This window comes from Fictibacillus sp. KU28468 (assembly GCF_026153615.1).
GTDB lineage: Bacteria > Bacillota > Bacilli > Bacillales > Fictibacillaceae > Fictibacillus_C > Fictibacillus_C marinisediminis.
On record NZ_CP110666.1, the window covers coordinates 2,250,256 to 2,275,731 of the forward strand.

23 protein-coding genes are annotated in these 25,476 nt (G+C 43.2%); 6 read left to right on the forward strand and 17 right to left on the reverse strand.

Features of this window, described 5'->3' with window-relative positions; genetic code table 11:
• Positions 1 to 12: 12 nt before the first annotated feature.
• The 5 genes from OKX00_RS11675 to OKX00_RS11695 all read right to left on the reverse strand — a co-directional run bounded on the left by OKX00_RS11675 (position 13) and on the right by OKX00_RS11695 (position 5,258).
• Entirely contained in the window at positions 13 to 582 is a 570-nt protein-coding gene (locus OKX00_RS11675) for a TetR/AcrR family transcriptional regulator (RefSeq protein WP_053354223.1), read from the reverse strand.
• Between the two features lie 97 nt (positions 583 to 679).
• The gene (locus OKX00_RS11680; RefSeq protein WP_265407478.1) at positions 680 to 2,299 is read right to left on the reverse strand and encodes a long-chain-fatty-acid--CoA ligase; all 1,620 of its coding nucleotides are present in this window, start codon (positions 2,297 to 2,299) and stop codon (positions 680 to 682) included.
• Positions 2,300 to 2,451: 152 nt separating this feature from the next.
• Positions 2,452 to 3,204, reverse strand: coding sequence for an SDR family NAD(P)-dependent oxidoreductase (locus tag OKX00_RS11685; RefSeq protein WP_265407479.1), 753 nt, complete (start codon positions 3,202 to 3,204; stop codon positions 2,452 to 2,454).
• A 27-nt stretch (positions 3,205 to 3,231) separates the two neighbouring features.
• Positions 3,232 to 4,005, reverse strand: coding sequence for an SDR family oxidoreductase (locus OKX00_RS11690; RefSeq protein ID WP_265407480.1), 774 nt, complete (start codon positions 4,003 to 4,005; stop codon positions 3,232 to 3,234).
• A 26-nt stretch (positions 4,006 to 4,031) separates the two neighbouring features.
• The gene (locus OKX00_RS11695; RefSeq protein WP_265407481.1) at positions 4,032 to 5,258 is read right to left on the reverse strand and encodes an acyl-CoA dehydrogenase; all 1,227 of its coding nucleotides are present in this window, start codon (positions 5,256 to 5,258) and stop codon (positions 4,032 to 4,034) included.
• A 398-nt stretch (positions 5,259 to 5,656) separates the two neighbouring features.
• Between OKX00_RS11695 and OKX00_RS11700 the strand changes: the two genes are divergently transcribed.
• On the forward strand, positions 5,657 to 5,971 hold the full coding sequence (locus OKX00_RS11700; RefSeq protein WP_265407482.1) for a hypothetical protein: 315 nt from the start codon (positions 5,657 to 5,659) through the stop codon (positions 5,969 to 5,971).
• A 14-nt stretch (positions 5,972 to 5,985) separates the two neighbouring features.
• On the opposite strand, the gene OKX00_RS11705 is transcribed toward OKX00_RS11700, so the two are convergent.
• The 4 genes from OKX00_RS11705 to OKX00_RS11720 form a co-directional block, all read right to left on the reverse strand.
• Positions 5,986 to 7,224, reverse strand: coding sequence for a multidrug effflux MFS transporter (locus OKX00_RS11705; protein WP_265407483.1), 1,239 nt, complete (start codon positions 7,222 to 7,224; stop codon positions 5,986 to 5,988).
• Positions 7,211 to 7,573, reverse strand: coding sequence for a MerR family transcriptional regulator (locus OKX00_RS11710; RefSeq protein ID WP_265407484.1), 363 nt, complete (start codon positions 7,571 to 7,573; stop codon positions 7,211 to 7,213). The genes OKX00_RS11705 and OKX00_RS11710 overlap by 14 nt, the downstream gene beginning before the upstream one ends.
• 94 nt (positions 7,574 to 7,667) lie before the next feature.
• Positions 7,668 to 8,654: an aldo/keto reductase gene (locus tag OKX00_RS11715; RefSeq protein WP_265407485.1), complete on the reverse strand. Its 987-nt coding sequence runs from the start codon at positions 8,652 to 8,654 to the stop codon at positions 7,668 to 7,670.
• A gap of 114 nt (positions 8,655 to 8,768) precedes the next feature.
• Positions 8,769 to 9,338: a nitroreductase family protein gene (locus OKX00_RS11720; RefSeq protein ID WP_062232237.1), complete on the reverse strand. Its 570-nt coding sequence runs from the start codon at positions 9,336 to 9,338 to the stop codon at positions 8,769 to 8,771.
• A 189-nt stretch (positions 9,339 to 9,527) separates the two neighbouring features.
• Here OKX00_RS11720 and OKX00_RS11725 point away from each other — a divergent pair, with 189 nt between their 5' ends.
• The gene (locus OKX00_RS11725; protein ID WP_053354233.1) at positions 9,528 to 9,719 is read left to right on the forward strand and encodes an alpha/beta-type small acid-soluble spore protein; all 192 of its coding nucleotides are present in this window, start codon (positions 9,528 to 9,530) and stop codon (positions 9,717 to 9,719) included.
• 127 nt (positions 9,720 to 9,846) lie between these two features.
• Here OKX00_RS11725 and speD read toward each other — a convergent pair whose 3' ends face one another.
• The gene (gene speD, locus OKX00_RS11730) at positions 9,847 to 10,665 is read right to left on the reverse strand and encodes an adenosylmethionine decarboxylase (RefSeq protein ID WP_053354234.1); all 819 of its coding nucleotides are present in this window, start codon (positions 10,663 to 10,665) and stop codon (positions 9,847 to 9,849) included.
• A gap of 126 nt (positions 10,666 to 10,791) precedes the next feature.
• Positions 10,792 to 11,721 (reverse strand): glutaminase A, encoded by a 930-nt coding sequence (gene glsA, locus OKX00_RS11735; RefSeq protein ID WP_256227000.1) that lies wholly within the window; start codon positions 11,719 to 11,721, stop codon positions 10,792 to 10,794.
• A 138-nt stretch (positions 11,722 to 11,859) separates the two neighbouring features.
• Between glsA and OKX00_RS11740 the strand changes: the two genes are divergently transcribed.
• The gene (locus tag OKX00_RS11740; RefSeq protein ID WP_062232235.1) at positions 11,860 to 12,444 is read left to right on the forward strand and encodes a YitT family protein; all 585 of its coding nucleotides are present in this window, start codon (positions 11,860 to 11,862) and stop codon (positions 12,442 to 12,444) included.
• A 46-nt stretch (positions 12,445 to 12,490) separates the two neighbouring features.
• On the opposite strand, the gene OKX00_RS11745 is transcribed toward OKX00_RS11740, so the two are convergent.
• Positions 12,491 to 13,345, reverse strand: a complete 855-nt coding sequence (locus tag OKX00_RS11745) for a VOC family protein (RefSeq protein ID WP_265407486.1) — start codon at positions 13,343 to 13,345, stop codon at positions 12,491 to 12,493.
• Positions 13,346 to 13,731: 386 nt separating this feature from the next.
• Here OKX00_RS11745 and OKX00_RS11755 point away from each other — a divergent pair, with 386 nt between their 5' ends.
• Positions 13,732 to 14,736 (forward strand): zinc-binding dehydrogenase, encoded by a 1,005-nt coding sequence (locus OKX00_RS11755; protein ID WP_265407487.1) that lies wholly within the window; start codon positions 13,732 to 13,734, stop codon positions 14,734 to 14,736.
• Between the two features lie 268 nt (positions 14,737 to 15,004).
• Here the strand turns inward: OKX00_RS11755 and OKX00_RS11760 are convergent, their stop codons facing one another.
• Positions 15,005 to 16,141: an NADH-dependent flavin oxidoreductase gene (locus OKX00_RS11760; RefSeq protein ID WP_265407488.1), complete on the reverse strand. Its 1,137-nt coding sequence runs from the start codon at positions 16,139 to 16,141 to the stop codon at positions 15,005 to 15,007.
• A gap of 174 nt (positions 16,142 to 16,315) precedes the next feature.
• Between OKX00_RS11760 and OKX00_RS11765 the strand changes: the two genes are divergently transcribed.
• Positions 16,316 to 16,996, forward strand: coding sequence for a CAP domain-containing protein (locus OKX00_RS11765; protein ID WP_265407489.1), 681 nt, complete (start codon positions 16,316 to 16,318; stop codon positions 16,994 to 16,996).
• Between the two features lie 36 nt (positions 16,997 to 17,032).
• Here OKX00_RS11765 and OKX00_RS11770 read toward each other — a convergent pair whose 3' ends face one another.
• Both OKX00_RS11770 and OKX00_RS11775 read right to left on the reverse strand, forming a co-directional pair.
• Positions 17,033 to 17,728, reverse strand: coding sequence for a YukJ family protein (locus OKX00_RS11770; RefSeq protein WP_256226949.1), 696 nt, complete (start codon positions 17,726 to 17,728; stop codon positions 17,033 to 17,035).
• A gap of 128 nt (positions 17,729 to 17,856) precedes the next feature.
• Entirely contained in the window at positions 17,857 to 18,792 is a 936-nt protein-coding gene (locus OKX00_RS11775; RefSeq protein WP_265407490.1) for a manganese-dependent inorganic pyrophosphatase, read from the reverse strand.
• Positions 18,793 to 19,008: 216 nt separating this feature from the next.
• Between OKX00_RS11775 and yhfH the strand changes: the two genes are divergently transcribed.
• Positions 19,009 to 19,137, forward strand: a complete 129-nt coding sequence (gene yhfH / locus OKX00_RS11780; protein WP_082315898.1) for a protein YhfH — start codon at positions 19,009 to 19,011, stop codon at positions 19,135 to 19,137.
• Between the two features lie 166 nt (positions 19,138 to 19,303).
• Here the strand turns inward: yhfH and OKX00_RS11785 are convergent, their stop codons facing one another.
• A complete protein-coding gene (locus OKX00_RS11785) occupies positions 19,304 to 20,785 on the reverse strand; it encodes a glutamate synthase subunit beta (protein ID WP_265407491.1) in 1,482 nt (493 codons plus the stop codon).
• Positions 20,786 to 20,802: 17 nt separating this feature from the next.
• Entirely contained in the window at positions 20,803 to 25,368 is a 4,566-nt protein-coding gene (gltB, locus tag OKX00_RS11790; RefSeq protein WP_265407492.1) for a glutamate synthase large subunit, read from the reverse strand.
• Positions 25,369 to 25,476: the final 108 nt, after the last annotated feature.

The following is a 25,476-nucleotide window of genomic DNA, read 5'->3' on the forward strand; positions in this document are numbered from 1 at the left end:
CGTTATTTAGTATCAATTTCTATGTGCTATGCCATTTAGAATCATTTCTACAAATATTTCGGCTACTTCTCTTTCTGACATCATTCCATCCGGATTGAACCATTGATAGCTCCAGTTAGCTGCGCCAAGAATTCCAAACGTAACGATGGATTCGTTCAGGTCAGAACGAAATTCACCGTTTTCAATGCCGTCATGGATCAACTGCTCCAGATTAAAGCGGAAACGGTCCCGTTTAGGAATAATCAGGGAGAGGCGCTCTTCGTTCAGGTTTTTGATTTCCCTGAAGAACACTTTTGCACTGGCTCCGGCCTGTCTGATGTTGCCGATTAACGCATAAACGATCTCAAACAGCTTTTCTTTGCTTGATTTCGTTTCATCAGAGATGATTCGTTCCTGCTGGTTTAATAGTTCATCAATATATCTGTTGTGAATGTTCATCAGCAGTTCTTCTTTGCTTGCAAAATAATAATAAAAAGTCCCTTTTGTTACGCCAAGAGCATCAACAATATCCTGTATGGATGTTTCACTGAATCCCTTTTTCTCAAATAAACGGATGCTGCATTCCGTAATTTTTTCCTTCATGTCTGTGTCCTCGCATTCTTTAATCAATTTCAGGCAAAATTATATCATTCTCTTTCTCTCCTTTTCTTTTTTTCTCAATGAATCTATATAATTGTCCCTACCTTGTCTTTATTCTTGCTTCTTCCCGCAAAGCTCTGCGCAGAATTTTACCGACATTCGTCTTTGGCAGCTGCTCGCGAAACTCGATGATATGCGGGATCTTATACGCAGATAAATTTTGTTTGCAATAGTAAATAATCTCATCCTCTGTCGCGGTTTCCCCTGCTTTTAATACGACGATAGCCTTCACATCCTCTCCTCTGTAAGCATCAGGTACACCAATCACAACGGCCTCCTGAACGGATGGAAATTCATACAGCACTTCTTCTACTTCCCTTGGATAGATGTTATAGCCGCTCGCGATAATAAGATCCTTCTTGCGATCCATGATGAAGACATAACCGTCATCATCCATCTTGGCTATATCTCCGGTGTAGAGCCAGCCGTTGCGAAGGGTATGTTCTGTCTCCTCCGGCATGTTCCAATAACCCTTCATGACTTGCGGCCCCTTGATAATGAGCTCGCCAAGTTCACCTGTCTTTACGTCTTCAGTTCCTGTTGCCAAGTCCACGATATGGTAATCTGTCGACGGCAGACCAATGCCTACGCTCCCTTCTTTTTGTTCAGAAAACATCGGATTGCAATGTGTGGTCGGTGAGGCTTCTGATAATCCGTAGCCTTCTAGAATCTTTGAACCTGTCTTTCTTTCAAAATCCTGAAGCAGTTCTACAGGCATCGGAGCACTTCCGCTGTTGCACACTTTTATACTGTCTATACCGAAGTTTTCAGCTTCCGGATGGTTGGTGATCGCAACATACATCGTCGGAACACCGGGAAAAACGGTCGGTTGTTCTTTTTTAATTGTTTGAAGAACCTCATTGATGTCGAATCTCGGGAGCAAGATTGATTCTGATGCGGTATAGATTGCGAGATTCATACAGGAAGTCATGCCAAACACATGGAAAAGAGGAATGACCGTTAAATACTTTTCTTTCCCGATCTCAATGTTATATTTAAAAAACTCATGTGATTGAAGGACGTTAGCGATAATATTTTTATGCGTCAGCATGGCGCCTTTGGAACGTCCAGTGGTCCCTCCGGTGTATTGTAAAACCGCAACATCCTGTTCAGGAGTGATCGCTGCAGGATCGATCCGTCCGGTGCCGCTTTGCAAAAACTGAGAAAAAGACCAGTCAGGTGAAACATCTTTTGGGTTTTCATCAAAACTAACCGAGATGATCCGTTTTAAAGGAGAAACATGCTGTTGCTTTTTCACCTGTTCATAAAGCGGTTCATAGACGACGATGGTCTCAGCTCCGCTGTCTTCGAGGATATGCTGCAGTTCCCGCTCAACGAGCATCGGATTAACCTGGGTAACGATCGCTCCGGCAGTCAGGACTCCATAGTATGTAATCACATATTGAGGACAGTTCGGCAGCATGATGGCCACACGGTCTCCGGCTTTCACTCCCGACTGCTGCAAAGCGGATGCAAAACCGTTTACGAGGTTCTGCAGTTCTCCGTACGTGGTCTTTTGGCTATAAAAGGATAAAGCGTTGTAATGAGGATATCGTTCTGCTGTCTGTTGAAGCAACTGCGGGATGGACAGGTCAGGAATCTGTATATCTGGTTGTATGGTTTCAGGATAATGGCTTTTCCAAACTTTGTTTTCGCTCATTATTAACCCTCCAGATTTTTAAAAGTTGATGAGATGGCTGTTTTGGCGGTAAAAACTTTATTATTGATCAGATGATACTCGACAGAAGTCAACCAATTTTGACGTCATGAGTTTGTCGGGAAAATACCAGTAAAGCCCGTTCTAAAAAACACTCAAAAAATCAGCCCGCCGCCATCCACAGATAAAGTGGCTCCTGTAATAAATGATGCTTCATCTGAAGCGAGGAACAGCACCGCTCTTGCCACTTCTTCAGGTTTTCCGATCCTCCCGAGAGCATTGGCGGTAGAGATGATCGGCCATTTTCTTCCATTGTTCTTCCAGTTATCGATGATGCTCGTATCGATAACTCCTGGAGCAACGGCATTCACTCGAATGTTATGTCTGCCATATTCAAGTGCGGCGTTCTGAGTGAGCAGGATAACTCCGCCTTTTGATGCATTATAAGCGGATAAGTATTTCTGCCCTTTAAGTCCAAGCAAGCTCGAAGTATTGATGATGACTCCTCCTCCGGCTTTGATCAGTTCCGGAACGCCGTGTTTGATTCCGAGGAAGACCCCTTTTAAGTTGATATCCACAATGCGGTCCCATTCTTCTTCAGGAAGATCTGTACTTTTTACCTCAGGGTTTCCAATACCGGCATTATTGAACAAAATATGCAGAGCCCCAAACTCGCTAATGGCCGCGTCGATCACCTTTTTTACCTGCTTAGAGTCTGTAACATTTGTTTTGATAAAAATGGCCTGTCCACCTTGTTCTCTAATTAAACGAACGGTCTCTTCCCCAAAGTCTTCTTTCACGTCAGCGATGGCCAGCTTGGCGCCTTCCTTGGCAAAAAGAAGAGCAGCAGCACGGCCGATGCCCCCTCCTCCGCCTGTAATCACCGCTGTTTTTCCCTGCAGTCTCATAACTTCAACCCTTCCCTGCTTCTGTCTTTACAAGGCATGTGCCCCGCCGTCTACAATCAGCACGTCTCCTGAAACATAATTAGAAGCATTTGATGCAAGGAAAAGAGCGGCTCCTTTAAGATCATCGTCACTGCCAAAACGGTTGAGAGGCGTCCCCTCTAGAATGGCATCTTTTCCGTGTTCAATGAGCACTTTCGACATTTTGGTTGGAAAAAATCCTGGAGCTATCGCGTTCACATTAATATTGTGCTGCCCCCATTTCACGGCAAGATCCTTTGTGAAAGTTATGACTGCTCCCTTGCTCGTGTTGTAGCCGATCGTATCCATATAACGCGGATCTGTGCCCCCAAGTCCCGCAACAGAGGCAATATTGATGATTTTGCCTGATTTCTGTTCTATCATCACTTTCCCTGCAGCCTGGCTCATTAAAAATGTGCCTGTCACGTTTACGTCGATCACCTTTTTCCATGCTTCATATGGCATTTCTGCGGCGGGTGCGCCCCATGTCGCTCCGCTGTTATTGACGAGAATATCGATGGAATCAAATTCCTGCAGCGTTCGATCGATCACAGATTGAACATCTTCCGGATTTGAGATATCGCACTTCAAGGCGAGTGTCTTTATTCCGAGTTGCTTTAACTTCTGAGCTGTTTCCTCACAGGCCTCAACTTTTCTGGAACAGAGAACAACGTTGGCGCCTGCTTCAGCGAACGCTTCGGCAATCTGCTGCCCTAATCCCCTTCCTCCGCCTGTAATGATCGCTGTTTTACCTGTTAAATCAAACAGCTTGAGTACATTCATGTTTCTGCCCTCTTTCTTTGAAAATTCTAATGGACCAACAGTTCTTGCGGGTATTTTTTAAGTTCTAGTCTGGCTAGCTGTGCCCGGTGGACTTCATCCGGACCGTCAGCAAGCCTTAATGTTCTTGCATTCGCCCACTGGGCAGCAAGTGTAAAGTCGTCAGAGACCCCTGCTCCTCCAAAAGCCTGAATGGCGCGGTCCAGCACGCGCAGCGCCATTGAAGGTGCGACAACTTTGATCATAGCGATCTCAGTCTTGGCTTCTTTATTGCCGACGGTGTCCATCATATATGCTGCTTTTAAGGTCAGGAGCCTGGCTTGTTCAATTTCAATCCTTGAATCAGCGATCCATTCACGGATTACTCCTTGATTTGCAATTGGTTTTCCGAAGGCTGTCCGTTTTTGAACGCGCTTACATAATTCTTCAAGCGCTCTTTCTGCTGCTCCGATCAGCCGCATGCAGTGATGGATCCTTCCCGGTCCAAGCCTTCCTTGAGCGATAGCAAATCCTTTCCCTTCACCCCAGATGATATTCTCAGCCGGCACTCGTACATTTTCATAGGTGATTTCTCCATGTCCATGCGGAGCATGATCATAACCGAAAACGGAAAGCATCCTTTCCACCTTCACCCCAGGGGTATCCAAAGGCACAAGAATCATGGATTGCTGCTCATGCCGGCTCGCACCTGGATTGGTCTTTCCCATCACGATAGCAATTTTGCATCGAGGATCCCCGGCTCCGGATGACCACCATTTCCGTCCGTTGATGACATATTCATCTCCATCCTTTTCAATGCGTGCTTCAATATTCGTGGCATCCGAGGAAGCGACTTCGGGTTCTGTCATGGAAAAACAGGATCTGATCGTCCCTTCTAAAAGGGGCTTGAGCCACGACTCTTTCTGTTTTTCTGTTCCATAGCGGACAAGAACCTCCATATTTCCTGTATCAGGTGCGCTGCAGTTAAAGGCTTCTGGCCCGATGAGGGATCGTCCCATAATTTCACATAGCGGGGCATACTCCTGATTGGTAAGTCCAGCTCCATCTTCACTGTCAGGCAAGAACAGATTCCATAAGCCTTCTTTTCTCGCTTTTACTTTCAATTCTTCCATTATCGGCGGAACTGCGCTCCATCGGTCCTTTTGCTTATTAAGCTGTTCTTCATAAAGAGCCTCATTTGGATATACATACTGTTCCATAAAAAAGATGATCCTTTTTTGCAAGTCTTTCACTTTTTCAGAATACGAAAAATCCAAAATCTTCATCTCCTCTCAACTTACTAACCGGTCGGTATGTTAGATTATCTAAAGTATACTCTTTTCGATAAAATTATCAATAAAATAAACTTATTATTCAAAAAATTAATAAGAAAGTTCTTTATGTAAGGCTCTTTACTAAAAGATTGTTGCTTACGGAACAGTTTTGTAAAGACTCCATTGATAAGTTGATTGGAGTGGAAGGTGCGAGACTCCTGCGGGAGAAGCGCGACAGGTGAGACCCACAGGCGCCTGCGCAGAGGAGGCTCACCGCGCGCCCCGCGGAAAGCGAGCAGCCTGGAACGGAAATCAACACCCCCAATAGCAACAAAGAATACGAAAACAGCCTTATGTATTTAATTCGGGTATGGGAAATACTAATCCCGGAGGTGGAAGCTTTGAGCAAACCAATGATCATCATTCTGTGGACCGTGGCTGTCTTCTTTCTTTATTTCGCGTGGTCAGACTTTGTACAGGGACAGTTTAAATTTTCTAAATTTGAAGGCAGTGTGCTTGAAAAAGATTACTCAGAAAAAACGGTAGAAAGAGGAACAAATATTCAAAGCCTGCCAAACTATACCATTCGCCTTTCATCAGGCCAGGCTGTTTCTGTTTCGTCACCGGATTTTAATTCTATAAAGAAGGGAGACCATGTCTTCTTCATCAAACAAAATGGAAGCATAAGTCTCTATAAAAGAGAAAGCCAATCCTAAAAAAGGATTGGCTTTTACACGTTTTCTTTCACTTTTTCCGTTAAAAAGAAATATAAAACAAAAGCTATTGCTTCACACAGTGCAATGATGAAAGCCATTGAACCAGCAGGATTACTTCCCCAGAGCCCAACCAATGGTGCTGCAATACCACCGAGTATAAAAGGCAGCAGCCCTAGCAGCGCAGAAGCACTCCCTGCTGCCTTTTGCTGATTCTGCATAGCGAGTGAAAAACTGGCCGTACTGACGATTCCTACGCTGGATACCGTTAAAAATAAGGAAATGAGCAAGCCGAATAAGCTTTTCGTTGCAAGACTTACAATGACCATTAGGATACTGCCTCCTAACGCAATCAGCAACCCGCTTCGCAATAGTGCCGTTTCGCTGACTTTTCCTGCAAGTTTTCCAGCAATCTGGCTGGCGATGATAATTCCAACTCCATTGATTGCAAAAAACACACTGAACGCTTGTGGTGAGGCACTGAACACATTTTGAATGACGAAAGGAGATCCTGAAATATAGGCGAACATAGCTGCCATGACAAGCCCCTGTGAGGCTGCATACCCCATAAAAACACGGTCACTCAGCAGTTTTTTGTACGTCGTAAGCGTCTGTTTGATCCCGCCAGATGTCTGATTCTCTGCTGAAAGCGTTTCTTGCAAACCAAAGAAGGCAGCAAGCAGCATAAGCAGACTTAAGACACAAAGAACAATAAACACGCCTCTCCATGAGGTGAACTGCAATAATTGTCCTCCTGCCACAGGAGCCAGGATCGGAGCGATACCGTTAATCAGCATCAATAAAGAAACGAACTTTGTCATATCCGGGCCGGAAAAAAGATCTCGGACCATGGCTCTGGATATGACAATGCCACCGGCTCCTGAAGCTCCCTGAACAAATCTAAGGAAAATGAGAATACTGATATTTGGAGCAAAAACACAGAGCAAAGAAGAGACGGCATATAGTCCCAGGGCGATCTGCAGCGGGCTCTTCCTTCCTCTTCTGTCACTGATAGGACCTACAAACAATTGCCCCACGGCAATCCCCAACAAGCAGGCAGTGAGACTGAGCTGTGCGGCTGAAGAGGTGGTACTCAGCTCTTTTGTTAGATTAGGTAAAGCAGGCAGATACATATCAATGGATAATGGACCGATTGCCGTCATCGAGCCTAAAATTAATGCAAGCCAGAGCCTTTTGAATGTGCTGGATTGTTGAATAGCTGAATAAGGTGAATTTTCTGGATTAGTTTGATTCATGGCTCTTCCCTTTCGATTCGGTTATTCGGTGTTCAAGCCTCTTACTGATCGATTCCAGCTCTCTTATTTTTTCTTCAGCATCTTCTTTGTGTTTCTGAAGAATGTCCAGGAATGAATCCAGGTTTCGTTTTTCGAGCTGGAGCTTGATCTGCTTGAGTGGGACTCCCATAGATTTTAAATAATAAATGATGTCCAACAGTTCGAATTGCTCAATGGAGTAGTAGCGAAAACCAGAAACGGGATCAACGTTTACTGGCGTAAATAAACCGATTTCGTCATAATAGCGCAGCGTTTTAACGGGGATGTTGTGAAATTTAGCCATCTGGCCAATGGAGAATCTGTTTTTCATGAAAACATCTGCTTTATAATAATGAACCTATCTTAACACAAAAATGGCAGCTCCTCCTTATGAAGTAAGCCGCCATTTATTTGCGTACTCTGCTTTATAGGTTCACACCTTTCATTCCGGCTTCAGGATATCGTTCACCTGCAACCGCTCCCCTTGGTGCAGCCTCATTGATCCGGTTTAGGTCTTCTTGTGTCAGTTCAACCTTTATTGCCCCAACATTTTCTTCTAAATAACGGGTTTTCTTTGTTCCGGGAATTGGGACGATATCATTACCTTGTGCAAGCAGCCAGGCTATAGCCAGCTGTGATGTACTGCAGTTTTTTTCTAAAGCGATCTCTTTTATTTTTTCAACAAGATCTAAGTTCTTTTGAAAGTTTTCTCCTTGAAACCTTGGAGAAAACCGGCGGTAGTCATCCTCAGCCAAGTCTTCAATTTTTTTGATCTGACCTGTTAAAAAGCCTCGGCCAAGCGGGCTGTAGGGAACAAATCCGATGTCAAGCTCCCGGATCGCAGGCAGAATTTGTTCTTCAACATCCCGGCTCCATAATGAATATTCTGTTTGTACCGCTGTAATGGGATGGACATCATGTGCGCGCCGAATGGTTTCAGGAGAAGCTTCTGAAAGGCCCAGATAGCGTATTTTTCCTTCCTGAGCAAGAATCGACATTGCCCCTACCGTTTCTTCTATAGGGATCCCTGGATCGACTCTGTGTTGATAGTAGAGATCAATGTAATCCGTGCCAAGCCGCCTCAAACTGTTTTCACACGCTTCTTTCACATATTTCGGATGTCCGTTTACACCTAAAAAGGAACCGTCTTCTCCCCTTACATTGCCAAATTTTGTAGCAAGGATGACATCCTTCCGGCAATCACTGATCGCTGTACCTACCAATTCTTCATTTTTGCCAACACCATACATGTCAGCGGTATCCAGGAAGTTTACACCTAATTCAAGTGCATGGTGAATGGTTTTTAGTGACTCCTGATCATCTTGTCCGCTGTAAAAGTCCGACATGCCCATGCAGCCCAATCCAAGGGATGAGACTTCCAGACCCTCATTGCCTAGTTTTCTTTTTTGCACATTGTTCATCCTCTCTCATTTAGTCAAACCAATTCATACAAAGTACCTTTACCCTGTTTTCCTCCATAAAAAAACGAAGAGAAACGTGTTGGCTTCTCTTCGTGTTGTAATCGACTATTTTAACCACTCGGTGATTTCCTGATAGGGTTGTTTTTTGATAGCCGCAGGCGCTTTATTTGGATAGCCAAGATAGATAAATCCAGCCATTTCACCTTTGTCTGAGAGGCCGAAATAAGACCTTACTCTGTCGTCATAACAAATCGTGCCTGTGCGCCAAACTGCCCCAAGACCGAGCGCATGGGCAGCAAGCAGCATATTTTGAATAGAGGCACTGACAGCTGCTGTTTCCTCCTTATGAATCACTTTTTGGTGATCTCCCGGCTCTACTCCTACCGCAATAATAACCGGTGCACGAAGAGGTTTTTTCTTTACCCTCTCCAATTTTTGCTGATCCTCTTCTGACAGTGGTTCATTCATTGCAGACTTTGTGATTTCTGCCAGAAGCTCTCCCAGCTTGTTTCTCCCTGCTTCGCTGATGACAAAGAACCTCCAAGGATTCGTACGGTGGTGGTTTGGAGCATATGTTCCTGCTTCTAAAATTTTTTCGATGAGATGATCGGGAACTGGATCATCCTTAACCGAACCTATGCTTCTCCTTGTTTTAATCGCTTCAAAAATATCCATACTGCATCATCCTTTTTAACTACCTTATGCTTATTTATGAATCCATTATAACGCTGCTGATTTTCAGGAGCCAATGTTTTACTTTTAAACAGTTGCAAGGATCTGAAAAACGAATGCCTTTTTTCAGTTTCGGAAACCTTAATAGACGAGCAGCATTGTCTGCTCAATTCTATGCGGGGGTGTTGCATCATGGCAAGAAACAAACTTTTGGTACCTGGTTCTGAGAATGCGTTAAACCGGATGAAAGAGGAAATCGCCAATGAGTTTGGAGTGAAGCTTGGTGCAGATACGACCGCACGGGCTAATGGATCTGTAGGCGGAGAGATGACAAAACGTCTCATTGCCATGGCAGAACAGCAGCTTGGAAATCAGCCCCGATAGTGTTGATTTCAAAAAAAGAGACCCCATTCGGGTCTCTTTTTCACTTTAACGCTTTGTTAACATTGATGTTGGAATTAAGGTTGATAGAAGAAGGCCTGATACAATCAACAAAATGCTTTTACAAAACCTACTTTAAAAACCGATTCATATTTCTTCCAAAATAGATCTCATCCATCTCCTCGGTAATTCTTTTGGTGATTTCCGCTTGTTCCTGTTCGGTCAGTGTATCCCTTGAGTACCCGAATAAGTAATTGTTCAGGTCAAAATTTTTCAGCTTGCATTTCGTATGAAAAATATTTTCCTGATAGATGTTTGAATCAATCATATCAAATTCGTTTTTAAAATCCTCGCTGATAAAATTTTGTATGGAAGATATGTCATGATCAATAAAAAGCTTTTGGCCATTAATATCTCTTGTGAATCCTCTAACCCGGTAGTCGACGGTCATAATATCGGTATCAAAGGAATCGATTAGATGATTTAAAGCTTTTAAAGGAGAAATCTCTCCGCAAGTTGAAACATCAATATCCGCTCTAAAGGTGCTGATTCCTTCGTCCGGATGATACTCGGGATACGTATGAACGGTTAAATGGCTTTTGTCCAACTGCATGACTACAGATTCAGGCATGGCTGCCGGTGTTTCATCAATATTTTCAGTAGGCACTTCGACAATTGGGCCTTCAGAAACTAATAATGTTACACTGGCTCCTTGGGGAACATAGTCTTGTTTAGCGATATTTAATACGTGCGCGCCAATCGTGTCGGACACTTTCTGAAGAATGCCGGTTAACCGCTCAGCGCTGTATTCTTCATCGATGTAATCAATATAGGCTTCCCGCTCTTTCCTTGTCTTCGTGTAACAAATATCGTACATATTAAAGCTTAATGATTTGGTCAGGTTATTAAAACCGTGCAATTGAATTCGCTGCTCATGTGTTCGGCTCATGAATGATTTCCCCTTATTAGCAAAGTATTGTAATTAAACATTTACTCCATCAAATATTGTTAAGATACCCTCCATTCGACATAAAAAAACAGCCCTATTGTAAATAAGGCTGTAAAATAGCTCGTCCTAAAACATACTTAGATCGTATCGTTTAGAAAGCATCTCCAGAATTTTAAGTCCGGCTATGCTATTTCCTTTATCATCAAGTGCCGCACCAAAGATCCCGATGCCGAACCGATTGGGCACGGCACCCATGATTCCTCCAGAAACACCGCTCTTCGCGGGAATCCCAACTCTTACGGCAAATTCGCCGGAAGCATTGTACATGCCGCACGTCACCATTAAAGTCTTGCAGATCCGAGCGATATGCGTGGGGATTAACCGATTATTCGTCAATGGGTCAATACCATCAAGGGCAAGAACAAGGCCAATTTTCGCTAAATCAAGGCAATTCATTTCTATTGCGCATTGCTTTGTATAAAGGTAGATGAGATCATCCACATCTTCATTAATGATGCCGTGCTGCTTCATAAAATAACAAAGTGAACGGTTTAAATGTGCGGTCTCAAACTCTGATAGAGCAACTTCTTCACAATGAGAGATGGAAGGATTCCCAGCCAGCTTCCTGACAAATTGAAGAAGACGTTCAAACCTCTCATGGACCGAATGTCCTTTAACCATGTGAGTTACGACCAGTGCTCCTGCATTGATCATGGGATTTAGCGGTTTCGAAGGTTTACTGACCTCCAGCTTTACGATGGAATTGAAAGGATCTCCAGTAGGCTCATACCCAATTTTACAAAATACCTCATCTTCGCCGCAGTCCATTAATGCGAGGGCCAGAGCCAGTACTTTAGAAATGCTTTGAAGCGTTATCTTCAATTGTACATCTCCTGCGGATAAACATGTACCATCAGGGTGATAGATGGCGACAGATAAGTCATCAGGATCTGCTTTTTTCAGTGCAGGTATGTAATCCGCTACTTTACCGAACTTCGTGCAGTCCTTGGCTTCCAATACTAATTGATTAAGCTCTTTACTAGAACGACAAATCATGGCAGCTCTCCGATTGTTCAACATATGGGTAGTTTGAGCAATCGTAAGCCGGATAATACTCCTATCATCCGGTGAAACATAATTCTTAAGCTCGTACATATGGTAGTAAAAAACCATTGTTCGGAGATGAAAGATAATATGATGAAATGGCTCGCCATCGGCTGCGGCAGTACTTTATTGGGAATTGGCATTAATGGCTTCATCCTGCCCATGCATATCTTGAACGGAGGATTTATTGGTTTGGCACTGCTGCTGAACTATACACTTGGCGTAAAAGTTGGCTTGACCATTATTATTCTAAGTGCACCGGTTTTTCTGTTAGCCCTTCGATTTGATAAGTCCTATTTTTTTAACAGCCTGTTTGGAATGCTCATTTCTTCGATTATTATTGACTTCCTGCTTCCCATACAGCAAATGTTTCATTTGCGGATTTTTGTGAGTGCTTTGATCGGCGGGTCTTTAATCGGAACTGGAATCGGTATCATGATGAGGCACAATACGTGTGTAGGAGGCTTGGATCTATTAGCACTTCTGCTTTCAAAATGGTATCTCGTTAACGCTGGGTTCTTAATGATCATCATGGATGCTGTCATTATTTCGGCAGGTATGATCATTCTCCATGACAGCCGCCTGCTTTTTTCTTTTATCACCATTTTGACCGCCGGAGCTGTAACAGCCTTTTTGACCTCCTTTAAGTCCATCGTTGTATGGGACACAAAATGAAGAAACCCACCGTCTGCAAAAAGACGATGGGTTGATTTACTTTATGTTAATCTATCGCTAATTCCATCAGAGTACCTGAAGGATCTTTTACAAAAAGAAATTGATCAAGTTGCTGGACATGATAACCTAATTTTCCAAGCCGGTCTGCGGCTTCATCTCTTGCTTCAGCTGACGGATAAACCACAGTAAACTGTTTCAATCCTGCGCGGTGTTCATCGGGAGCAGGTGCACCTTGGCCGTTCCAGATGTTTAAACCGAGATGGTGATGATAACCGCCGGTTGAGATAAATAATGCATGGTTGCTATAACGAAGAACAACTTCGAAACCTAATCCTTTACAATAAAATGATTCTGCTTCTTGTAAATCAGATACATGCAGATGCAGATGGCCCATTATGGTTTCTTTTGGCAGCCCTTCATAGGAGGAGCTGTCACTCTCAGCTAACAGCCCTTTTGCATCAAGAGGCTCCGTAGTCATCTCCACTTGTCCATTTTCCCATTTCCATTCATTTGAATCACGGTCTACGTATATTTCAATTCCGTTGCCATCCGGATCAGCCAAATATAAAGCTTCGCTCACAAGATGGTCCGATGCGCCCTGAAGTGGATAACCAATATTAATAAAGTGATGCAGCACTTTGGCTAATTCTTTACGGTTTGGGAGAAGCAGTGCAAAGTGATACAATCCTGTTGTTCGGGGCTGTTTTGGTTTCGCATTTTCAGGCTGCACGACAGATAAGATAGAGCTGTGGCCATCCAGTGTTAAGAAAACGATTCCCCTTTCTTCTTTAAGAACAGAAAAACCTAATATATCTTGATAAAAAGATAGGGATCGATTCAAATCCTCCACGATTAATTGAACGTGTTCTACAAAAGTGTGCGGACGTGTGTGAAAGTTCATCTTATATGCTCCTTTATGTTTTGTAACATACAAAAAGTAAGTTTGTTACTATTATTATATATTTAGAAGAAAATATCAAGTTATAAACGGATTTTTCCATTCCATCAATACGGCATAATTTTGAGATCCTTCATCTTCAAGATAATTTTTTACCAATTTAACTGAAGTACGCCTGCATTGTAGCAAAACGTATGATTGCAGAGACAGGCTGATGGTTATGAATTATCAAAAATTTTGGTGATACATTGTAAATCTCATCTCCCTTTTTTGTAGTATTACGGTATAAAGTTTTCATTTACCCTATGAAATCAATACGAGGTAAAAGACAATGAAGATTTCCTTTGATACACTTGTTGTAACTAAATTTAGTGGAATGGGAGGCTATCATGCAAGCACTTGTTCATAAAAATCAAAAAGGTTTATCAGGACTCGTCTTTACTGAATTTGAGGAAAAAGGCCCAAAAACTGGAGAAGTAAGAATTAAATTAGTAACCGCAGGCTTAAATCACCGTGATTTGTTTGTGATGGAAAGACACCAGCCATCAGATCCCCCTTTAATCATAGGATCAGACGGAGCAGGAATTGTTGAAGCTGTTGGAGATGGCGTAAACAACGTGATTGTCGGAGATAAGGTTATTATTAACCCGGGGCTCGGCTGGAAGGAAAAAAGTGATGCACCGCCGGAAGGTTTTGAAATACTAGGACTCCCCTTTCACGGAACCTTTGCGGAAAAGGTGACTGTTCCGGCTGAAAATGCCGTGCCTAAACCAGCACATTTAACGTGGGAAGAAGCGGGAGTCTTATCATTAGCCGCGTTGACGGCATACAGAGCTCTTTTTACCAGAGGCAGACTGAAAGAACATCAAAAGGTTCTTATACCCGGGATAGGCAGCGGTGTGGCTACCTTCCTGCTGCAATTTGCAAAAGCAGTTAATGCCGAAGTATATGTGACTTCCCGTTCTGAAGAAAAAGGCCAAAGAGCACGCAAATTAGGTGCCGTTCAGGCGATAAACAGCAATGAGGATTGGAACCGGCAGCTTGATAACCAAAAGATGGATCTTGTGATTGAAAGTGTGGGTGCAGCAACTTTTAACAAATCTTTGGATCAGTTGCGTACAGGAGGCACAATCGTAACATTTGGTGCATCAGCCGGTGACCAGATTCAGCTTGATTTAAGGAAATTCTTCTATGGACAATATAGCTTCTTCGGCACTACGATGGGCAGCAGTGAAGAATTCAATGAAATGATTCAATTTATTAACAAACATAAAATCAGGCCGATTGTTGATAAAATGTTTGATTTAAATCAATTTGAGCATGCTTTTGAGCGTTTGAATAAAGCTGAACAATTTGGAAAAATAGGATTTAGGATCAACAGCCAATCCGATTAAAAAAGAAGCCCCGGAAATCAATCCGGGGCTTCTTTTTATTTTGCCAATCTTAAAGAAAATTGTTGATTTTCAATCATATTGGACATCGCATAAAGATGCTTAAAAGACGCCCTCAAGTCTTTTTCTCCAATAAGAACTGATTTGTGAAAAAAATGAAGCGCCCGAAAAGCAGAAAGGAAAAAACTTTCTTATTCCCTTCTGCTTTTCAGTAGGCGGTTCAATCACACCCCACCAAAAATCAACAACATGGACTAACAGAACTTTTATTTTAATTTTCTATTGGAAACCATCCTGGTGTATTCATGATGGCCTGCCAGAGTGGTTCAGGAACGACGAGCTCTTCTTGTGCGTCTTTTCTTAATTTCGTTTCAATCTCAGAGGCTCTTCCCTCTTCGATCTTTTGGACCCAATCAGGATCAATGATTAATTCTCTGCCTAAAGCAATAAAGGGGACTCCGGTATTCAAGGCTTTTAACGCATCCTCTGCTGTATAAATGGAACCCACCCCAATCACGGGAACCTGATCTCCGACTCTTTCCTGGATGATCTCCATTCGAGAGCGATTATCGTCTACACCTCTTCTTGGAACAGACCAGAAATCCATAAGTGATACATGAAGATAGTCCAGTTTCTTTTTCACAAGTTCATCCATTAATCCTAACGTTTCATCCATCGTAATTCCAGGGGTTTCAGGTTCTTCAGGTGAAAGTCTGTAACCCACCAGGAAAGGCTCTTTGGCATGTGTCTGAACAGCGGCTGTTACTGCATCAATAACTGCCAGCGGAAACGACATACGTTTTTCCAAACTTCCTCCCCATTGGTCATCACGCTGGTTTGAATGCGGAGAAAAGAACTGTTGAATTAAATATCCGTTTGCTCCATGAATTTCGATTCCGTCAAAGCCCGCCTCAATCGCTCTGCGTGCAGATTCGCCAAAGTCAGAGATGATTTCTTCGATCTCTGAATGGGTCAATTCACGTGGTACTGGCTGTTCACCAGTAGGTGTTTTCTGTTCTGGAGGAACAGCACTGGCACTTACCACATCTTCATTGGGTACCAGCGAAGGAGGACACATTCGCCCGCCATGGAAAACTTGAAGAATGGCCTTTGCCCCCTGTTTTTTTATGCTGGAAGCAAGCTTTCTTAAACTTGGAATCATATCATCACTATGGCTTCCGAACTCACCATGAAATCCCTTGCCGCTTGGTGTAACATATGCGCAGGCTGTAATCACCAAACCTGCTCCCTTTGAACGGCGTACATAATAGTTAACTTCCTCATCAGTCACTGTTCCGTCTGGATTGGAAGAAAAATTGGTCATTGGAGCCATAACGATACGGTTTTTCACTGAAAATCCCTCTGCAAAAGTATAAGGCTCTAATAATTTTTGGTATGTGTTGTTCATGAGCGCACTCCTTTTCTTGTTTCTTCTTTCCTACCCATCATACTTTTAAAAAGTAATTTATGCATTAAAAGTGCCCGGAGTTAAATTTACATGGTTTAGTATGCCTTTCTTATTTCGTGAAATACTAAAAACGTTTTTAGTTAAGAGCTAATAAGTTGTAAAGGAGCAGTCTCTGTGAGAAAAGCAATTTCAATACCGATGGCCTTCTTATGTATTCTTGTTTTCAGCAGCGGATGCAATAACATGAAGAAGAATGAACTGGGCCAGGATCAGCAGCATAAAAGAATGGCTAATAAAAATATGATGAAAACAGGAAATGGATATTTAACGAAAGAAAAGATACCGTACCAGTCGAAAGCTGGACGAAAGAAAGAAATGGTCCAAAGAGAAAACATTTCCTACAACAATCCAGATATGAGCATGGAAACCAACCCGGACATTAATGGAACAGTTCCTCCTTCAGGAAATCAGGGCTATAGCCAGGAGATGATTCAGCGGGTTGTAGAGCTAACGAATCAGGAGAGAAGAAAGTATGGGCTTTCCGATTTAAAATGGGATCCTTCATTAACCAACGTTGCGCAAGCAAAAGCAAACGATATGGAGAAGAATAATTACTTCTCACATAACAGTCCGACATATGGATCCCCTTTTGAACAGATGGATAAAATGGATATCCCGTACAGTTCTGCCGGAGAAAATATTGCTGTCGGGCAGCAGTCTCCAGAACAAGTGGTCAATGACTGGATGAACAGTGAAGGACACCGCAAGAATATCCTTAATCCCGACTATACTCATATTGGTATTGGATATACGGATAATGGGGATTTCTGGGCCCAGGAGTTCATCAAAAAGTAAAAATAAAAGAGAACAGCCTATCGGCTGTTCTCTTTGTTATATTTGATTACTCATTTTATCATCGTGCTGGCACATCTTGGTTGGGTAGCCTCGTTCATCTGTACACCATGATTGGGATAAGAAGGCAAGAAAAATGGCCGTCCATTGATTCTCGAATTGCAGGAATAACGCCCCATCGTGCCAAGTTCCGTTATCCCCTGCCCAATCTCTTTGATTCTGCTTGTCTTCATTCCCCTGGTTCATGTGTATGTTGTGCATCCCGTTTGTTGGCTGAAAACCAAATACTTTATCCCGCTGTGATTCAGGTCCGAATTTGGACCCATATACATAGATGAATGCTTTTTCAGAAATGGCTTTCTGAATGTAATGATCAAGTATATCGTTTAAATCGTTGTCTGGTCCTGTCGCGTCGCTTGGCAGGGGTTTCATTAAAGAAGGATCAAAGAGCCCGTCCCTGATGTAATCAATAGCAAGTTCCCTGTTTTCATTCCCAAGCGGCAAATAGGTTTCAGGAAGCTGTGTTAATTTTTCAGTAAGGGATGAATTGAAATTTTCATTAACCAGATAAAGAACCTCGGAGTTTTCTGAGCTGGACATGACGTTAACCGCTATACGATAATGCACACTGTTTTCGTCCACTGCATGAATCTGATAATGAGGAGTATCTAAATCCCTTTCCATTCGAGACTCTATGACCGTTCCCTTCAGCAAGCCGTAGTTTTTAACTGCCATGAGAAACCTCCCGCCTCTTGGGCCCATAAATTTTGTCCTTTAATCCTTTCGCCAAGTTGCATTGCAATCCCTTTATTGACTAGACAAAAAACAGCATTACACCTAGGTGTAACGCTGTCTTATCATATTTATTGGATACGGCTGAAGGCATCTGTTAAAACTGGAACGATTTGTTTCTTTCTGGATACTACACCTTTAAGAACAGCTGTATTATGTTCAAGGTTCACATTATAAGCTTGTTCTACGGCTGCAGCTTTTCTTCCGATTGCAAGCCCTGTTGAATCGTTTGTTAAAATATCAGTCACAACGAACAAGAACAGATCGAGTCCTTTATCTTGGACAACTTGGCTGATGGCTTCCTCGATTTCTGCCTTGCGCTCAAATACCTCAGCTGTATCAACCGTATTTACTTGTGCAATTTCTACTTTGCTGCTGCCCATCTGAAATTCCTTGGCATCTAAAGTGATGAGCTGGCTTACAGATTTGTCGCTTAAGTCTGCTCCGGCTTTCAGCATTTCCAAACCATAACTTTCTGCATCTACACCCGCGATTTCCGCAAGTTCCTGTGCAGCAGCGATATCTTGCTCTGTGCAGGTTGGAGATTTAAAAAGAAGGGAATCAGAAATGATAGCGGACAGCATTAGGCCTGCGATGTCTTTTTCAACAGCAACCCCATGCTCTTTGTACATTTTGTTTAAAATGGTTGCGGTACATCCTACAGGTTCAGCGCGGTAAAAAAGTGGATCACTTGTTTCAAAGTTTGCGATGCGGTGGTGGTCAATGACTTCAAGCACGCGGACTTTTTCGATATCAGATGCACTTTGCTGGCGCTCATTGTGGTCAACGAGAATAACTTGATTCGTTTCGTTTGCTACAGTTTCCACCAGACGAGGCATTTCCGCCTTAAATTGCTCAAGGGCATATTGTGTTTCACCATTAATTTCTCCTAAACGCACAGGTTCTGCATTAAATCCCAGTTTCGTTTTAAGATCAGCATACACGATAGCTGAGCAGATGGTATCGGTGTCCGGGTTCTTGTGTCCAAAAATCAATACTTTTTCCATAATCCTTCTCCTTTATCAATAATTCTCGGTATACTTTCCCTTTTCGTTTTATATTTTAGCATTTACTGACGTAAGGGTAAAACAGAACTTACAAATAAGCTAATATGGAATATCTAGGAGTTTAGTAGTGTTTCAAAATAATTCTATAACAGATGTTGACTATTTTTATCTGTTATAATACAATGAATTTAATTCAAAAACAGGAGGTAATGCTGAATGTTGACGTTGGAATTTTATCGTAATTTACCTAAGAAGCAATGCCGGGAATGCGGAAAAACGATTGAAGAACAGCATGAATCATACGTTTATGAATGTGAAAGATGCATGGGACTACATGAAGCATAGGTGATTGTAAATGATGAATGTGCGTTACGGATAATACCCTGATTACCGAGGAAAAGGTGAACAGGGTATTTTTTGCTGGTTAAACAGTTTTACCAGAAAAATAGATTCTTATCCACAGGAAAAACCGCCTGCCTTAAAAGGAAGACGGTATTCTAAACGATATTCATTACACCAATACTGTGCTGCCCATCAAATACTTATCTACTTCGCGTGCGGCTTCTCTGCCTTCCTGGATCGCCCATACGATTAAGCTCTGTCCGCGTCTTGCATCCCCCGCGGCAAACACCCCTTCTACGTTTGTGCGATAATCACCATGTACGGCGGAAATCTTTTGATTCTCTGTTTTCACACCGAATTGCTGAAGCAGCGGCTGTTCAGGCCCCTCAAAACCAATCGCGATAAATACGAGCTGAGCGGACCATACTTTTTCTGTGCCGGGAACTTCTTTTAGTTCGGGCTGTCCCTGCTCGTTCGTTGTATATTGCATTTGAACCGTATGAAGTTCTTTTAAGTTTCCATCTCCATCTGCAACGATGTTTTTCGTCTGTACCGTATATTGCCGCGGATCTTCACCGAATTTCGCCTGTGCTTCTTCATAGGCATAATCCATCGTAAAAATATTAGGCAGTTCAGGCCACATATTATCAGGTGTCCTGGCTTCTGGAAGTTTAGGATACTTACCGAACTGAACGATGCTTCTGCATTCTTGACGGAGAGCTGTTGCAACACAGTCTGCACCTGTGTCGCCACCTCCAATTACGATAACATCTTTGTCTTTAGCATCGATGAATGCTTCATCAGATGGATGCTGATCCAGAAGATGCTGTGTGGATTTTGTAAGATAGTCCATAGCGAAGTGAACACCTTTCGCTTCGCGGCCTTCGAGTTCCAGGTCTCTTTGCTTCTGGGCACCGACACAAAGTATGACCGCATCGTACTGATCTTTAAGTTCTTCGGAAGTGATGTCTTTTCCAATCTCCGTATTCAGCACAAAGTCAATTCCTTCTTGAGAGAGTAACTGAATTCGGCGTTCTACGATATCTTTTTCAAGTTTCATATTTGGAATACCATAGGTAAGCAATCCTCCGGCACGTTCTGCTCTTTCATAGATTGTGACGGAATGTCCGGCTTGGTTGAGCTGATCTGCTGCTGCCAAACCAGCTGGGCCAGAGCCGATAACAGCAATCTTTTTGCCGGTTCGCCTGTCGGGGATCCTGGGTTGGATCCAGCCGTTTTCAAAACCTTTATCGATAATAGCCTGCTCAATGTTCTTAATAGTGACGGCAGGTGAAGAGATTTCAACTGTACATGAGCCTTCACATGGCGCTGGACATACGCGACCTGTAAATTCCGGAAAATTGTTTGTCTTTATTAACCGGTCAAGCGCTTCTCTCCATCTGCCGCGGTAGACCAGGTCGTTCCATTCAGGAATGAGGTTATGGATGGGACAACCAGAGGTCATCCCGCTAATCTCCATGCCAATATGGCAAAATGGTGTTGCACAATCCATACACCTCGCACTCTGGCGGTGAAGGGTATCATCACTCATCTGTTCTGTATGTTCATTCCAGTCTTTTAAGCGTGTGAGAGGATTCCGTTCTTTGGCTTCTTCTCTCGCATAATCCATAAATCCTGTTGTTTTTCCCATTCGTCCTCTCCCCTTTCCTAATTAAGAATTAACTGAGTCTTTTTTTTGACCGGGGTACTTTTTTTTATAGATGATGTTTCTAAAAAAGCACTCATTACGGCTTCATCATGTTGTAACCCTGCCTCTTTTTGTTCCTCGATCAGACCGATCATCGCTTTAAAATCTTTAGGAATAACTTTGACAAATTGTTTTCTGTATTGTGACCAGTTGCTGAGGATAAGAGCTGCTTTTGAGCTGAGCGTATAATGATAATGACTCAAAATCATCTTTTTAACCTCTTCTTCTTCCTGATCACCATGCAAAGCCTCAAATTCAACACTGTCCTTGTTGCATAATGATATGAACTGTTCTTTTTCACTGGCCAGAACATAGGCAGTCCCCCCGGACATACCAGCAGCGAAGTTTTTGCCGGTTTCTCCAAGAATGACCACTCTTCCGCCGGTCATATATTCACATCCATGATCACCGATGCCTTCTACAACAATATTTGCTCCGCTGTTCCGCACAGCAAAACGCTCTCCCGCAGATCCATTGATGTACGCTTCTCCGCTGGTTGCACCATAGAAGGCAACATTCCCAGCGATAACGTTTGTATCCGATAGAAAATCAGATTCTTTTGGAGCAGATACCGTTATTTTTCCGCCAGATAATCCTTTTCCTACGTAATCATTTGCGTCACCAGTTAAATATAGTGACATGCCGCGCGGGATATAGGCACCAAAGGATTGTCCCGCTGAACCGTAGAATTGCAGATTGACCGTATCTTCGGGAAGTCCGTTCTCTCCATATTTCTTTGAGATTTCACTTCCGGAGATAGTTCCGGCTACACGATTTGTATTATTCAGCTGAAACGATAGATTCACTTGTTCTTGATGCTCCAAAGCCTTGGATATGGCTGGAAGAATCTCTCTCATATCCATGGATTCTTCGATCTTATGATTTTGCGGTGTCTGGAACGTTCTGACAGAACCATCTACAGTATGTGTGAGATTGGCCAAGTTCAATTGTTTAGCTTTCCAATGGTTTTTCGTGCGTTCTGAAACGCTCAGTATTTCGCTGTGGCCAATCATCTCGTCCATCGTTCTGAACCCAAGCTCAGCCATGATCTCACGGACTTCCTGAGCAACAAAGCGCATATAGTTGACGACATGATCTGGATCGCCCATAAATTTCTTCCGCAGCTCTGGATTTTGTGTCGCAACCCCTACCGGACACGTATCCAGGTGGCAGGCACGCATCATGACACAGCCAAGAACAACGAGTGGAGCTGTAGCAAAACCATATTCCTCTGCTCCCAGTAAAGCTGCCAGTACTACATCTTTGCCTGTCATCAGCTTGCCGTCGGTTTCCAATACTACACGGTCGCGCAATCCGTTCAGCATTAACGTTTGATGGGCTTCCGCCAATCCCAGCTCCCAAGGCAGTCCCGTATGCTTGATGCTTGTTTTGGGTGATGCACCTGTCCCTCCGTCGTAGCCGCTGATCACTATTACATCGGCAGCTCCTTTTGCAACGCCTGCAGCAATCGTTCCTACACCTGCTTTCGCAACGAGCTTAACGGAAATACGCGCATCACGGTTTGCGTTCTTTAAATCATGAATGAGCTGTGCCAAATCTTCAATGGAATAGATATCATGGTGCGGAGGAGGAGATATCAGTCCTACCCCAGGCGTTGATCCTCGCACATCTGCCACCCATGGATATACTTTGTTTCCAGGAAGCTGGCCGCCTTCCCCAGGTTTCGCTCCTTGAGCCATCTTGATCTGCAGTTCATCAGCGTTGACGAGGTAATGGCTTTTCACGCCAAATCGTCCTGAAGCGATCTGCTTAATCGCACTTCGCCGCGAATCACCATTTTCATCCAATATAAAGCGGCTTGGATCCTCTCCGCCTTCCCCGCTGTTGCTTTTTCCGCCCAAGCGGTTCATGGCAATAGCCAATGCTTCATGTGCTTCTTGGCTTAGAGAACCGAACGACATTGCTCCTGTTTTAAACCGGCGCACAATGTCTTCAACAGACTCAACCTCTTCGATTGGGACAGCTCGGTCTTCTGAAGGGAAGGAGAATAAATTCCTTAAAAAGTTAAGGCGTTCTTCGTTTGCGGCCTTAGAATACTGTTTGAACAGGCTGTAATCATTTTTTCGGCAGGCCCATTGCAATGTATGAATGGTTTTAGGATTAAAGGCATGATGCTCGCCTGTCTTCCTCCATTGAAAATCACTGCCGGATTCAAGCGTTTCCTCCATTGTCTCCCGATAAGCCTTAGAATGGCGCCGTATGGCTTCAAGGCCCATCGTTTGAAGATCGATGCCATCAAGCTGAGATGCCGTTCCAGTAAAGTATCGGTCAATGGCTTCTTGGCCGATGCCGACCGCTTCAAAAATTTGAGCTCCTCGATAACTTTGGATCGTCGAGATGCCCATTTTAGACATCACTTTAACGACCCCGTCTGTCACTCCTTTAATATAACCTTGAACAGCTTGATCAAAAGAAACGGACAGATGACCATCAATAATTGCCTGATGATACGTAGCATAAGCAAGGTAAGGATGAATGGCGTCTGCTCCAAAGCCAATGAGTGCTGCAAAATGATGGACTTCCCTGGTTTCCCCGGAATCAACAATTATGCTTACTTTCGTTCGAAGTCCTTTTCGAACAAGATAATGATGGAGTGCGCTTGTTGATAACAGAACCGGCATCGGGATGTTCTTATCATTCATTTCACGGTCTGAAAGGATGAGAAGAGTATGTCCTTCCTCAATCGCTCTTTCTGCTTGCGAAAACAATTGATTCAAACTGGATTCCAAATCTTCAGAAAAAAGTGTATGCAGAGTCTTGCTCGAAAATTCAGGCCAGACATTTTGTTGTAATTGGTTGAATCTTCCGGTTGATAGGATCGGGGTATCCAATTGGATACGACGGCAGCTAGCTGCGTTCGCTTCAAGCAGATTGCCCTCCGCTCCTAAATAACTGACTGTTGACGTAACCACTTGTTCACGAAGAGAATCGATCGGCGGATTTGTTACTTGTGCAAATAACTGTTTAAAATAATTGAACAATGATTGGGGGCGGTCTGACAACACAGCTAAAGGTGTATCATTCCCCATGGATCCGACTGGATCTTTTCCTTCTGTGATAATAGGAATCAAGTATTTATGAATATCTTCATGCGTGTAGCCAAACGTCTTCTGCCGGAGTACGAGCTGATCAACTGATTCAGCACTTTCTTCATGTGAGCCGCTGTCCAGATGGATCAGATTTTCCTCTAGCCATGAGCGATAAGGCTTGGCATGGGAAAGTTCAGTTTTAATTTCTTTATCTGAAACAATTCTTCCCTTTTCTAGATCAATAAGAAGCATTTTTCCTGGACTTAACCGATCTTTATAGAGTACATTCTCTGGTTCTACATCAATGACCCCAACCTCGGAAGAGAAAATAATATAGTCATCCTTCGTCACATAATAGCGCGCGGGCCGTAAACCGTTTCGGTCAAGGACGGCGCCGATTTGGCGGCCGTTTGTGAAAGAAATGGCTGTGGGGCCATCCCACGGCTCAATTAGACAGCTATGATATTCATAAAAAGCTTTTTTTTCATCTGTCATATGAGGATTTTCAGACCATGGTTCAGGAATCAGCATCATGGCTGCATGTGCAAGTTCTCTCCCCGCCAGGACAAAAAACTCAAGAGCGTTATCAAGTACGGAGGAATCACTGCCTTCTGTATCAAGTATCGGAAGCAGTTTTTCTAAGTCATCTCCAAAAGCTTCAGAAGCAAATTGCTGTTCACGCGCTTTCATCCAATTAATATTGCCTCTTAACGTATTAATCTCGCCATTATGGATGAGGTACCGGTTTGGATGAGCCCTTTCCCAGCTCGGAAATGTATTTGTGCTAAAACGGGAATGCACTAAAGCGAATGCTGAAACAAAAGAAGGGTCATTTAGATCCCGGTAAAATGCATCTACCTGTTCAGGTGTTAAAAGCCCCTTGTATACAATAGTGGATGAAGAAAGGCTAGAGAAGTAAAAGTTTAATTGGTTTTCTTTTCCCCATTTCTCTGCTAGTTTCCGAATGATATACAGTTTGCGCTCAAACGCCAGTTCATTCTTGGTATGATCTGAGGCTTTAATAAAAACCTGATGAATGGATGGGCAGCTTTCTTGTGCGATAGTTCCGATTTTTCCGTCAATTACAGGCACACTTCTCCATCCAATGAGGCTTTGGCCTTCTTGTTCAATGATTTGGTTTAATTTATTCTTAACGGATTGCTGTTCGTTTTCGTCTTTTGGAAGAAACATCATGCCAACTCCGTATCTTCCCTTTTCAGAAAGATCGAATTGAGGGCATGCTTTTTTGAAGAACTCGTGTGGAAGCTGTACCATAAGTCCAGCACCGTCTCCGGTTAGCGGGTCGCTTCCCTGCCCTCCCCGGTGATCCAATTGGCAAAGCATACTTAAACCTTTTTTTACAATATCATGGGTAGCTAATCCTTTAATATGGGCGTATAAGCCAATACCGCATGCATCATGTTCAAATTCCGGACGGTAGAGGCCCTGTGGTTTTGGTAAGTTATGGAATGTCATTGTTCGCTCCCCCGTTTCAAATGTCTTTTTTATAGTGTAGGTTTAATAATTCATCCAAACAATATATAATTTAGATAAGATTAATCTATTTTTGAGAATGATTGCTGG

Excerpts from the sequence above, each read along its gene's own strand:
- yhfH (WP_082315898.1), top strand. The coding sequence starts at position 19,009 with ATGTTGACGTTGGAATTTTATCGTAATTTACCTAAGAAGCAATGCCGG.
- OKX00_RS11770 (WP_256226949.1), bottom strand. The coding sequence starts at position 17,728 with ATGGCAGTTAAAAACTACGGCTTGCTGAAGGGAACGGTCATAGAGTCT.
- OKX00_RS11710 (WP_265407484.1), bottom strand. The coding sequence starts at position 7,573 with ATGAAAAACAGATTCTCCATTGGCCAGATGGCTAAATTTCACAACATC.
- speD (WP_053354234.1), bottom strand. The coding sequence starts at position 10,665 with ATGAGCCGAACACATGAGCAGCGAATTCAATTGCACGGTTTTAATAAC.
- OKX00_RS11785 (WP_265407491.1), bottom strand. The coding sequence starts at position 20,785 with ATGGGAAAAACAACAGGATTTATGGATTATGCGAGAGAAGAAGCCAAA.
- OKX00_RS11720 (WP_062232237.1), bottom strand. The coding sequence starts at position 9,338 with ATGGATATTTTTGAAGCGATTAAAACAAGGAGAAGCATAGGTTCGGTT.
- OKX00_RS11745 (WP_265407486.1), bottom strand. The coding sequence starts at position 13,345 with ATGAACTTTCACACACGTCCGCACACTTTTGTAGAACACGTTCAATTA.
- OKX00_RS11725 (WP_053354233.1), top strand. The coding sequence starts at position 9,528 with ATGGCAAGAAACAAACTTTTGGTACCTGGTTCTGAGAATGCGTTAAAC.
- gltB (WP_265407492.1), bottom strand. The coding sequence starts at position 25,368 with ATGACATTCCATAACTTACCAAAACCACAGGGCCTCTACCGTCCGGAA.
- OKX00_RS11740 (WP_062232235.1), top strand. The coding sequence starts at position 11,860 with ATGATGAAATGGCTCGCCATCGGCTGCGGCAGTACTTTATTGGGAATT.
- OKX00_RS11680 (WP_265407478.1), bottom strand. The coding sequence starts at position 2,299 with ATGAGCGAAAACAAAGTTTGGAAAAGCCATTATCCTGAAACCATACAA.
- OKX00_RS11690 (WP_265407480.1), bottom strand. The coding sequence starts at position 4,005 with ATGAATGTACTCAAGCTGTTTGATTTAACAGGTAAAACAGCGATCATT.
- glsA (WP_256227000.1), bottom strand. The coding sequence starts at position 11,721 with ATGATTTGTCGTTCTAGTAAAGAGCTTAATCAATTAGTATTGGAAGCC.
- OKX00_RS11775 (WP_265407490.1), bottom strand. The coding sequence starts at position 18,792 with ATGGAAAAAGTATTGATTTTTGGACACAAGAACCCGGACACCGATACC.
- OKX00_RS11705 (WP_265407483.1), bottom strand. The coding sequence starts at position 7,224 with ATGAATCAAACTAATCCAGAAAATTCACCTTATTCAGCTATTCAACAA.
- OKX00_RS11760 (WP_265407488.1), bottom strand. The coding sequence starts at position 16,141 with ATGAACAACACATACCAAAAATTATTAGAGCCTTATACTTTTGCAGAG.
- OKX00_RS11755 (WP_265407487.1), top strand. The coding sequence starts at position 13,732 with ATGCAAGCACTTGTTCATAAAAATCAAAAAGGTTTATCAGGACTCGTC.
- OKX00_RS11685 (WP_265407479.1), bottom strand. The coding sequence starts at position 3,204 with ATGAGACTGCAGGGAAAAACAGCGGTGATTACAGGCGGAGGAGGGGGC.
- OKX00_RS11675 (WP_053354223.1), bottom strand. The coding sequence starts at position 582 with ATGAAGGAAAAAATTACGGAATGCAGCATCCGTTTATTTGAGAAAAAG.